10 protein-coding genes and 1 pseudogene are annotated in these 10212 nt (G+C 62.8%); 5 read left to right on the forward strand and 6 right to left on the reverse strand.

Annotated elements, in window-relative coordinates:
• Positions 1-99: 99 nt before the first annotated feature.
• On the reverse strand, positions 100-474 hold the full coding sequence (locus tag QZ609_RS20250; protein ID WP_295498679.1) for a hypothetical protein: 375 nt from the start codon (positions 472-474) through the stop codon (positions 100-102).
• Between the two features lie 479 nt (positions 475-953).
• Positions 954-1052: pseudogene (locus QZ609_RS20255) on the reverse strand (LysR family transcriptional regulator); the annotation flags it as partial.
• 158 nt (positions 1053-1210) lie between these two features.
• On the opposite strand from QZ609_RS20255, the gene QZ609_RS20260 reads away from it, so the two are divergent.
• Complete coding sequence (locus tag QZ609_RS20260; RefSeq protein WP_295498682.1) at positions 1211-2200, forward strand: SLAC1 anion channel family protein; 990 nt, start codon at positions 1211-1213, stop codon at positions 2198-2200.
• Here QZ609_RS20260 and QZ609_RS20265 read toward each other — a convergent pair.
• The gene (locus tag QZ609_RS20265; RefSeq protein WP_295498684.1) at positions 2189-3121 is read right to left on the reverse strand and encodes a LysR family transcriptional regulator; all 933 of its coding nucleotides are present in this window, start codon (positions 3119-3121) and stop codon (positions 2189-2191) included. The genes QZ609_RS20260 and QZ609_RS20265 overlap by 12 nt on opposite strands.
• A gap of 141 nt (positions 3122-3262) precedes the next feature.
• Between QZ609_RS20265 and QZ609_RS20270 the strand changes: the two genes are divergently transcribed.
• The 4 genes from QZ609_RS20270 to QZ609_RS20285 all read left to right on the forward strand — a co-directional run bounded on the left by QZ609_RS20270 (position 3263) and on the right by QZ609_RS20285 (position 8310).
• The gene (locus QZ609_RS20270; protein ID WP_295498687.1) at positions 3263-4501 is read left to right on the forward strand and encodes an MFS transporter; all 1239 of its coding nucleotides are present in this window, start codon (positions 3263-3265) and stop codon (positions 4499-4501) included.
• Between the two features lie 53 nt (positions 4502-4554).
• Entirely contained in the window at positions 4555-6072 is a 1518-nt protein-coding gene (locus QZ609_RS20275; RefSeq protein WP_295498690.1) for a CoA-acylating methylmalonate-semialdehyde dehydrogenase, read from the forward strand.
• 445 nt (positions 6073-6517) lie between these two features.
• Positions 6518-7672 carry a hypothetical protein gene (locus QZ609_RS20280; protein ID WP_295498693.1) on the forward strand — a complete coding sequence of 385 codons (1155 nt, stop codon included), beginning with the start codon at positions 6518-6520 and terminating at the stop codon, positions 7670-7672.
• Positions 7673-8004: 332 nt separating this feature from the next.
• Positions 8005-8310, forward strand: coding sequence for a panthothenate synthetase (locus QZ609_RS20285; RefSeq protein ID WP_295498696.1), 306 nt, complete (start codon positions 8005-8007; stop codon positions 8308-8310).
• A gap of 59 nt (positions 8311-8369) precedes the next feature.
• On the opposite strand, the gene QZ609_RS20290 is transcribed toward QZ609_RS20285, so the two are convergent.
• From QZ609_RS20290 to QZ609_RS20300, 3 genes are all read right to left on the reverse strand, one after another.
• The gene (locus QZ609_RS20290) at positions 8370-8831 is read right to left on the reverse strand and encodes a chromate resistance protein ChrB domain-containing protein (protein ID WP_295498699.1); all 462 of its coding nucleotides are present in this window, start codon (positions 8829-8831) and stop codon (positions 8370-8372) included.
• A gap of 13 nt (positions 8832-8844) precedes the next feature.
• Positions 8845-10050 (reverse strand): chromate transporter, encoded by a 1206-nt coding sequence (locus QZ609_RS20295; RefSeq protein ID WP_295498701.1) that lies wholly within the window; start codon positions 10048-10050, stop codon positions 8845-8847.
• A gap of 11 nt (positions 10051-10061) precedes the next feature.
• Positions 10062-10212 (reverse strand): chromate resistance protein ChrB domain-containing protein (locus QZ609_RS20300; protein WP_295498704.1); only part of this gene is annotated, 151 nt, incomplete at its 5' end.

Consider the following 10212-nt stretch of genomic DNA (forward strand, 5'->3'; position numbering starts at 1 on the left):
GGAAAGGGGGGTAAAAACGGGGTAAAGGTTGGGGGGAGGGGTGTAAACGCGGTGTAAAAATGCTGCCGGATCAAGCGTTTGCGGCGCCAATCCCGGCCTCTAGCGCGCCAGTTTGGCGGGAGCCCCGGGCCTCACGATTTCATCAACGCCAACTTCGCTATCGCGATCTGCCCCCATAGTCGCGTTGACGACGTAGAGGCCGCCTTCCGGAACCTCGAACAGCTCCAGCTCATCGTATTCGACGCCTGACTCCATGCGATAACCACCGTACTTCTTGACAATATTGACGCCTCGGAGAAGTGCAGGGGCGGCTCGGTGGTCGATGTACACCGCCTTCTCGGGAACATCAATTCGCTTAACGCTAACAACGAATGGCTCGTCTATTTCTACCGCCGTTTTGCCGATGTTCTTCGGGTGGACATGGACCACGAGCAGTTGCATACCTGGACGAGAGGAATAGGCGTCAACGGACATGCGCAGTTCAACATTGAGTGCAGCCCCAGCCACCGTTTAAGCTCAAGCGCTTGATATCACGCGAAACTTTATACCTACAGAAGGTCAATGCGATGCTTTGACAAAGGAATCTTTTTATGACCCAGTATCACTAAGTTTTGACGCATCGAACAAGTATGCAGAGTGAAACTCTAAACTTCGCTCTCCACACTCGATGTACATATGACCGACATGCCGAACAACATCGGGGGTAACGCCGAAAATTTGATCCAGAGTGAACTTCCCTTTGTGGCGTCCAGAGTGCCAGTTTGTGTGTATTTGCGCGAAATGGTCGGAAAATTCGATCTCACGGTCCGCCCCCACCGTAAAGCAGGCGTATACGCCGGAAAGGTTGCGCGAAGTTAACTCCCCAAACGAATCGGCGCCGACCGAAAAGAACTCAGCTGAATCCGTCACGCGTGCAAGATGCATTTCGTGTAGCCGCAGCGGACCGGATAGTGTTCCCCGACCTCGCGGCTCACCGTTGCGAGCGGCATCCGGAGCTGGCGTGCCGCGGCGGAAAAGCTGCCTGCTTCGACCACGGCCACCAGGATCGACATGGGTTCGAAACAATCGGGCATGTTCTCATTTTTTGAGAAGGTGATTCCATCTGTTGCCGAATTATCCTGACAGGGGGGAATGGATATGATCGGCCACGGCCTCTCTGGCAATAGTGCACCGCCCAGGAAACGGCCCCATCGATTCAGGAGAATGTGCCGTGCAAACGATTTTGAGTTCCCAACAACAGCCCTCGGGAGAAGCTGCTTCCATCAGAAATCTGCCGGTCAGCCTGTTTGCTTCGGTCATGGGTATTGCCGGAGTTTCCATTGCCTGGCATCAGGCCAGCCTGCAATTTGGCGTGAGCGTGCGGATTGCCGAGGCGGCGGGCGCTCTGGCCATGATCGTGTTCGTCGTGCTGAGCGCGGGGTATCTCGCCAAGGCAGTCAAGCATCCTGAGGCTGTCATCGGCGAGTATCGCCATCCCGTCACCGGCAACTTCTTTGGCACGATCACCATCGCCATGCTGTTGCTTTCCTCTGTTGTTGCTCCAATCAGCCAGGCTCTCGCTGCAGTCATGTGGACAGCGGGCACCGTGTCCGCGATTGCCCTCTGCTTTGCGATTGCGGGTCGATTGTTGCGGGGAAAGATTGACGCTGCGCATGCGGTTCCTGCCTGGTTTATCCCCGGCGTCGCTACATTGGACATTGCCGTCGCCGGCGCAGCCATGCCAATGCCGTGGGCGCATGAAGTCAACCTGTTCGCATTGGCCATCGGGACGATGATTGCACTCCTGTTCTTCACGATGATCATGTCGCGCATGATTCACCATGAGCCAGTCCCCGCCGGTATGGTCCCTTCGCTGCTGATTCTGATGGCGCCGTTCGAAGTCGGCTTCCTGGCCTATACGAACATGACGCAGCACGTCGACACTTTCTCTGCGCTGCTGTTCTACTTCGGCCTTTTCTTGTTCCTTGCGCTGGCGCCCAAGGTTTTCCGCAGGGGAGTTCATTTCGCTGCCGGGTGGTGGGCAATCAGCTTTCCGATGGCAGCGCTGACCATTGCGGCGCTCAAATACGCTATGTTCACCGAGGTTTGGCCTGTCAAGGTGACTGCAATCATCCTGCTCGCAATGCTGAGTATCGCGATCTTGATTCTTCTTGTCAGGACGCTGCACTGGCTTCTTAACGGCAAGCTGCTAGCCGGTTGAGATGGCGCGGGAGAGGTTTGCGAATTCGTGCGTGATGCGAGCGCGCAGGCGTGGCGTCACAAAGTCGAGGAACGCGCGCAACTTCAGCGGTAGGGGCGCCTGTCCTTTATGCACAAGACTGATCGGCAACGGCGGCGATTCAAAATCGGCGAGCACGATGCGAAGCGCATCGGCGCGTACGGCGTCCGCAACTTGGTAGGCCAGTACATTGATCAGTCCGACGCCGAGCGTCGCGGCCGCGATACCGGCCTCCGCTGTATTGACGGCGAGCCGTGAATGAACGGATACGGGCCGCTCTGACTTGCCGGAGCCGAACACCCAGGCGCGCTTGGACGCGAGCACCTCGAACGTAATGCAGTCGTGCCCGGCGAGATCGCCCGGTTTGGCCGGCACGCCATGCGTTGCCAGATAAGCGGGACTTCCGCAGATGACCCGGCGGACCGTTCCGACACCCGTTGCCATGAGCGTGCTGTCGGGCAATTCACCGATCCGGATGGCGGCATCCGCGTGCTCTTCCATCAGATGCACGATGCGATCCGTGAGCACGAGGCTGACATTGATCTCCGGATAGTGCGCGAGAAATTCCGCCACCACGGGCACGACATGCAAGCGCCCGAACACGATGGGCGCCGTGACGACGATCTCGCCTTTAGGCGCGGCGTATTCACCCGACGCCGCACGCTCGGCTTCCCCTATCTCTTCAAGAATGCGCCGGCACGCAGCCACGTATGAGGCTCCGGCTTCCGTCAACGAAAGTTGGCGCGTCGTGCGGTGAAGCAGACGTGTCTTCAAATGCGATTCCAGTTCCCCCACCTTGCGGCTGACCGTTGCCAGCGGCATGTCGAGGCGACGCGCGGCAGCCGACAGACTGCCCGCATCGACAACAGCGACAAGGGTCGACATCGATTCGACAAGATTCACGTGGTCTACCAATTGGTGGAAGGGTGATTCTTGATCTTGGTGGATTCTCTTAATAAATGCAAGGCCGTATCGTTCGGTAACGGCTTCAGCATCGCAGCATGTCGCTGCGGGCACCCGAGATTGCATTGAAAGGAGAGAACCGTGAGCGACCTGTCTATTCCATCCGCCAGTCCACCTGCGCCCGTCTTCGCGTCACGTGGCAAGATCGTCATGATGGCGATCATCGCGGGCGCAGTGGTCACCAACGTCTATTGCACCCAGCCGATCCTGCCGTTGATCAAAGCGGGCTTCGGGGTCGACCTGACGAAAGTCGATCTCGTCGCGGCTGCGGCGTTGCTCGGCTTCTCGACGGGGCTGGCGTTGCTGTTGCCGCTAGGCGACCGCTTCGACCGTCGTAAGCTCGTGCTCGGCCAGATCGCACTGGCGTTCGTGCTGGCGATCGCGGCGGCCTTCTCGCCCAGCATCTGGACGCTGATTGCGGCTTGCTTTGGTCTGGGCATGGTCAGTTGCGTGCCACAGCAACTCGTGCCGTTCGCGGCCGTCATGTCGATGCCGAGCGAGCGCGGACGTTCGGTCGGAACGGTTGTCAGCGGCATCATGGTCGGCATCCTGCTCGGTCGCACGATTGCGGGCGTGGTCGGCTCGGCTTATGGCTGGCGCGCGGTCTACGGGATGGAAGCGGCGTTCATGGTGCCCGTCTGGCTCGCTGCCGCGGTGCTGCTTCCACGCGGCGTGCCCTCCACGAATCTTTCGTACGGCCGGCTGCTCGCTTCGCTCTGGCCGCTGGCACGGGACAACCGCCCCATTCGTGAGTCGATGATTGTTCAGGCGTTGTTGTGGGCCTGTTTCAACGCCTTTTGGGTCAATCTCGCGGCGCTCCTTGCGAACGGACCGTGGCACCTCGGCAGTGCGTGGGCGGGCGCCTTCGACATCATCGGCGCGGCAGGTGCGTTTGCCGCTTCACTCGCCGGCCGCGCGTCCGACCGGCTCGAGACGCGCACAGTCGTCGGGGCGAGTATCGGGATCGTCACACTTGCCTACCTGATTCTCTCCGGTGCGAACGTCTCGCTCACCGTGTTGGTGATCGGCGTCATCGTGCTCGACATCGGTGTGCAGGCTGGGCTGGTCGCCAACCAGACGCGCGCCTTCGCCGTCGATCCTAAAGCGCAAGGCCGCATCAACAGCCTGTACATGACCGCGACATTCTTCGGCGGCGCCGTCGGCACCGTGGTCAGTGGCTGGCTCATGACGCAATTCGGCTGGACGGGCATCGTCGTCTTCGGTATCGCGATTGGGCTCATCGCCGCTGCAATCCATTTCATCGGCGCACCTCGAAGGACAGGTGCCGCGCAAAGTCCGCGTGCCGCCACGGTCGACTAGGCGAACGACAACGCATTGAACCCAGAGCGAATCTGTCTGTTAGGAGAGAAGTCATGAGCGAAGAAAATCAAAGTACCGTGCGCCGGCTGACGCATTTCATCGATGGTCAACGCGCCGCTGGCGCGAGCGGGCGATTCGCCGACGTATTCGATCCGGCGCAAGGCCGGGTGACGGCTCGCGTGCCAGCCGCAAGCGCTGCTGAAGTCGATGCCGCCGTCGCCGCTGCGAAAGCTGCGTTCCCGTCGTGGAGCGACACCGCGCCGCTCAAGCGCGCGCGCCTGATGTTCAGGTTCAAGCAATTGCTCGAAGCGCATGCTGATGAACTCGCGGAGCTGATCACGCGCGACCACGGCAAGCTGTTCGAAGATGCAAAGGGTGAAGTGGTGCGCAGCATCGAAATCGTCGAGTTTGCGTGCGGCATTCCGAACCTGCTCAAGACCGAATTCACCGATCAGACGGCGGGCGGGATGGACGCGTGGAATCTCCGTCAGCCAGTCGGCGTGGCCGTCGGTGTCACGCCGTTCAACTTTCCGATGGTGGTGCCGTGCTGGATGTTCGTGATGGCGGCCGCGACGGGCAACACGTTCATTCTCAAGCCCTCGGAGCGCACGCCGTCGGCATCGATCCGGCTTGCCGAACTGTTCATCGAGGCGGGCTTTCCAAGAGGCGTCTCCAATGTCCTGCATGGCAGCAAGGACGTCGTCGATGCGCTGATCCGGCATCCCGACGTCGCGGCGATCTCTGCCGTGGCCTCGACGCCCGTGGCCGAATACATCTACAGCGAAGCGGCAAAACGCGGCAAGCGTGTGCAGGCGTTGGGCAGCGCGAAGAACCATCTCGTCGTCATGCCGGATGCCAATCTCGATCAGACGGTCGAGGCGGTGATCAACTCGGCGTATGGCTCGGCCGGCGAGCGCTGCATGGCCACCTCGGTCGTGGTGGCCGTAGGGCATGTCGGCGATGCGCTGATTGAGCGTCTCGCGGCGCGCGTGCGCGCCCTCAGGATCGGCGGTGGCATGGAGCCCGATCTGGACATGGGGCCGCTCATCAGCGCCGCGCATCGTGCCAAGGTGCTGGGCTATATCGATGCGGGCGTAGCGGCGGGTGCCAGGCTCGTGGTCGATGGTCGCGGGCATAGCGTGGCTGGACACGAGGATGGCTTCTTTCTCGGTGGCTCGCTGTTTGACAACGTGGAGCCCGACATGAGCATCTACCGGGAAGAGATCTTCGGGCCGGTGCTATCGGTTGTTCGCGTGCCGGATCTCGCGAGCGCGATAGCCCTCGTCAACGCGCACGAACTGGGCAACTGTGTATCGCTTTTCACATCCGACGGCGGTGCGGCGCGGGCATTCACGCGACAGATTCAGGTTGGCATGGTGGGGATTAACGTGCCGAGTCCGGTGCCGTCTGCGTGGCATTCCTTCGGGGGATGGAAGCGATCGCTGTTCGGCGACCATCACGCGTACGGCGAGGAAGCCGTGCGCTTTTATACGCGCTACAAGAGCGTGATGCAGCGTTGGCCTGACAGCATCGCCAAAGGTGCCGAATTCTTGATGCCCTTGGCCACGTAAAGCACGGCGAGAGTTGCGACGCTGCTCTTTCATCCGGTGGCACCACAGCCGCGTCCGCCGCGACAAATCAACAGCATGGCTCGGGGGCTTCGCGCGCAGGGCGACACAGTGAAATGACGGATCAAGGCAAGGGAAAGCAGTGCGCGACCGGGACCGAGGCACCCAAGCCGCTCAGAACGCTCAACAGGTTGGCGCGCCAGAAAAATAGACCCCATCAACTAGACTGAATCACAGCCGCCTCTGTACGGAGGCGGCCATCGCCCTGGGCAACCTTCCATGCGCAGCGGTGGGTAACACTCCAGATGCGCGGCGGACAAGCTCAGGGAATCCGTGAGGCGCCTGCAACGTTTGCCTCGGTGGAGTTCGCGTTGCAGCCTTGCAGACGCTCAGAACTGCCTCAGCCCCCACGCGGCCGGGGCGTTCTGCAAAAGGAAGGAGGTGCCCAATGAAAGCCTCGCCTCAGCTGTCTGCCGTCGAATCCCCCACGCGGGTGACCCACCCGCCCAACGTTCCGCCCCCAACCCAGTTCGTGCCCCGGCATCTACGCGGCGTCATCTGTGGCATCGGCCTCGCTGTCCTGTCGTTGGGCGCCTCGCTTGCAGACGCACAGCCCATCCTTCCACCCACGTCCACGGTGGCGTCGACCGTGCCGAACAACAAGGACGTCAATCCGTACGGCATTGCGTTCGTGCCGGCCGGTGTACCTGCGGGGGGGATGCTGCAGCCGGGGGACGTGGTGGTGTCCAACTTCAACGCGGCCTCCAACAAACAGGGCACAGGTACGACCATCGTGAAGCTGGTGACCGACGGCAAGCCGGTCCTCTTTTTTCAGGGGCAGAACCTGGGGCTGACCACCGCGCTGGCAGTGCTCAAGAGCGGGTATGTGCTGGTCGGCAACCTGCCGACGACGAATGGCTCCACCATTACCTCCACCGGCTCGCTACTGGTGATCACCCCCAAAGGAGAGCTGCTCAGCGAGCTGAAAGATGCAACCCTCCTGGATGGCCCGTGGGACATGACCGTCCTCATCGATAACGGCCCGCAGGTCACGGTGTTCGTGTCGAACGTGTTGAACGGAACGGTGGCAAGGATCGATCTCCACATTGGCGCGAGCAGCGCGACGCTCTTGCCAAGCTCGCACCTCATCGCGTCCGGCTACGCGCACCGACCCGATGCCGCAGCGCTCGTTATCGGCCCAACCGGGCTGGCCTATGACGCGGCCCACGATGTGCTGTATGTCGCGTCAACCAACGACAACAAGGTGTTCGCACTATCGGGCGCTTCGGCGCTCGCGCACGCCAATGGACCGGGAAGCGTCATCTATCAAGACAGTGCTCACCTGCGCGGGCCGTTGGCATTGGCGCTTGCGCCGAATGGAGACCTGGTGACGGCCAACGGCGATGCGATTAACGCGGACCCGAATCAAGCGAGCGAAATCGTCGAGTTCACACCCCAGGGGCAGTTCGTCGCGCAGATGCAGGTCGATCCGTCTGCTGGCTCCGCATTCGGCCTCGCATTTGGATTGAGCAGCAGTAGCCAGTCGCAATTCGCGGCGGTGAACGACAACACGAATACGGTGACCGTCTGGACATTGCGTTGACCTTGTGGAGGAGGGCCCGCCGGTACCTGGCACGCGTTGGTGTCACATTCAACGGCGGCGGCGTTGCGGCGCAAAGGGCTGCAACGACGCGCCACCGGCGGGTTCCTCTCTCCCGTTCGGCGCATGTGAGAGGCGGCGTCTCGCCCTCATCCCCACCCATCCCCCATCTCGCCTAGTCGACGGCTAATAACGCAAACACCCCGGCCGTCCTATACCTACGGTGTCCGGCAGCTCACACGCGTTTTGCCTGTCGCGCCGCGCTTGCCTAGCCAACGTCTCGCGCGCGCGGGCAGCGCGTTGTCCGCCCGGCCCACCCACCAAGGAGGACGACCATGCGCATGCTCATCAACGTTCGGGTCCCGAACGAACCCTTCAACACCTACGTACGCGACGGCTCCATCACCGAGCTGATCCCGCGCGTGATGGGCGAGATCAAACCCGAGGCGGCCTACTTTACCGAGCTGGACGGTGCGCGCGGCGCGGTCCTCATCGTCAACGTCGATGACCCCTCGCAGATTCCCGCCCTGGCCGAGCCGTTCTTCCTGCTGTTCGACGCGGAATGCGAGTTCCGCATCGTCATGAGCCCGGAGGATTTGCAGAAGGCGGGGCTGGCGGGGTTGGGAGCGAAGTGGAAGTGAGGGCAGGGCGTGGGGCGCGAGTGGCAGCGCCCCAGGGTGAGCGCTTCCAACATGGAAGCTCACGCCGGCATCTGCGGCGGCCAGTTGTGCGTCTCGGCCTGGCAATGCTTGCACCACGCATACAGCGCGTCGTACATCACCAGCCCGTGTTCGAGCATGGCTTGGTCGTCGGCAAACACGTGCGACAGGCCTAGCGAGATCGCATACAGCCCACTGGACTGCGGCGTCAGGTCCAGCCGAGACGTATCCGCGCCGCGCACGATGCGGGCCAGTTGCTGCAGGGCCGCGTCGCCACCAAGCTGGTACTTGTCGAGGAAGGCATCGAAGCTGCACAGCTCGCCCACGTGCGTCAGCTCCACGCCGGGGATGTCGTACGGGATGGCGCCGGTCTCGTTGGCGATGCGCAGCACGTCGCCGGGCGGCACGTAGAGGAAGTCGGGGGTCTCGTCGATGAAGCGGGCGATCAGCCAGGGGCAGGCGATCCGGTCAATCTTGGGGCGCTCGCGCGTGATCCATTGCATGGCAGCCTCCACATCAGGGGTGCAACAGCGGATAGATCGCCAGGCCGATCAAGGCGGCACCCGCGATGACGGCCGGCTCCGACAGCTTCTTGAACTTGAGCAGCAGCACGACGGTGGCCAAGGCCAGCAGCACCGTCGGCACATCGACGATCGAGCGCCTGGCCAGCACGATCACCGCGCCGGTGATGGCGCCCACCGCCGCCGCCGTCACGCCGTCGACAAACGCCAGGATGGCCGGCAGCTTGCCGTACTTCTTGAAGTACGGCGCGGGCAGGATGGTGAACAGGTAGCACGGCAGGAACGTGCCGGCCGCCGCCACGCACGCACCCGGCAGGCCGGCCACCAGGTAGCCGATAAAGCCGACGGTGATGACCACCGGGCCCGGCGTGATCATCGCCACTGCCACCGCATCGACGAATTGCTTCTCGGTGAGCCAGTGGTGCTCCGTGACCACGCCGCCATACAGGAACGGCACGATGGCGAGCCCCGAGCCGAACACGAAGGCCCCCGCCTTGGCAAAGAACACCCCGATCTGCGACAGCAGCGGCCAGTCGATCGCGCTCAGCAGGCCGCTTGCGGCGGCGATGGGCGCTGCGGCAATCGCATTGACCCTGCCCTGCCGTACCCACTTGGGCGGCGCGCGCCAGAACCACACGAGCACCCCGGCCGCCAGGAACAGCCACGCCACCTCCGATTCGGTGACGACTGTCACCGCCGCCAGCAGCAGGTAGATGGCCCACAGCAGCTTGTCCCGTCCGACGCTCTTGGTGGTGAGCTTGTGTGCGCTGATGGCGATGATGCCGATCACCGCGGCGCCCACGCCGTAGAACACCGACTGCATCCACGTCAGTCCGCCGAAGCGCACGTAGGCCCAGCCCAGCGCCACCACCATCAGGAACGATGGCAGCACGAAGGCCAGACCAACCAGCGTGGCGCCAAGGATGCGGTAGTGCACGTAGCCGAGGTAGATGGCCAACTGCGCGGCCAGCGGCCCGGGCGCCAGTTGCGCGAGCGCGAGGCCTTCCTTGTAGTCGGCCTCGGTGATCCAGCGGCGCGCGTCCACCAGGTCGCGCCGCATGTAGCCCGCCAGCGCGACCGGGCCGCCGAACCCCAGCGTGCCGAGCCGCGCGAAGTACAGCACCAGTTGGCGCAGCGTGTAGCCAGGGCGCTCGTGGGGCGCGACGGGTGGCGAGGCGTCGGTGGGTTGGGTGGTGTCCATGATCGGGCGGTTCAGGGTTTCCGGCTGCCGGAGAAATAGGCGTACAGGGAATCGAGCACGGCGCCGATCTCCGCCAGCAAGGCGTCGTCATCGGGCAGCCGCTTGCGCGCGCCGGCCAGGATGGCTTCGAAGCCGCTGGCTTCGGGCGCGGTCGAGCCGCCC

This window comes from uncultured Ralstonia sp. (assembly GCA_913056305.1).
In the GTDB taxonomy this organism is placed as follows: domain Bacteria; phylum Pseudomonadota; class Gammaproteobacteria; order Burkholderiales; family Burkholderiaceae; genus Ralstonia.

Coding starts and splice junctions, on each gene's coding strand:
- QZ609_RS20250 (WP_295498679.1), bottom strand. CDS start 474: ATGTCCGTTGACGCCTATTCCTCTCGTCCAGGTATGCAACTGCTCGTG.
- QZ609_RS20280 (WP_295498693.1), top strand. CDS start 6,518: ATGAAAGCCTCGCCTCAGCTGTCTGCCGTCGAATCCCCCACGCGGGTG.
- QZ609_RS20295 (WP_295498701.1), bottom strand. CDS start 10,050: ATGGACACCACCCAACCCACCGACGCCTCGCCACCCGTCGCGCCCCAC.
- QZ609_RS20290 (WP_295498699.1), bottom strand. CDS start 8,831: ATGCAATGGATCACGCGCGAGCGCCCCAAGATTGACCGGATCGCCTGC.
- QZ609_RS20275 (WP_295498690.1), top strand. CDS start 4,555: ATGAGCGAAGAAAATCAAAGTACCGTGCGCCGGCTGACGCATTTCATC.
- QZ609_RS20285 (WP_295498696.1), top strand. CDS start 8,005: ATGCGCATGCTCATCAACGTTCGGGTCCCGAACGAACCCTTCAACACC.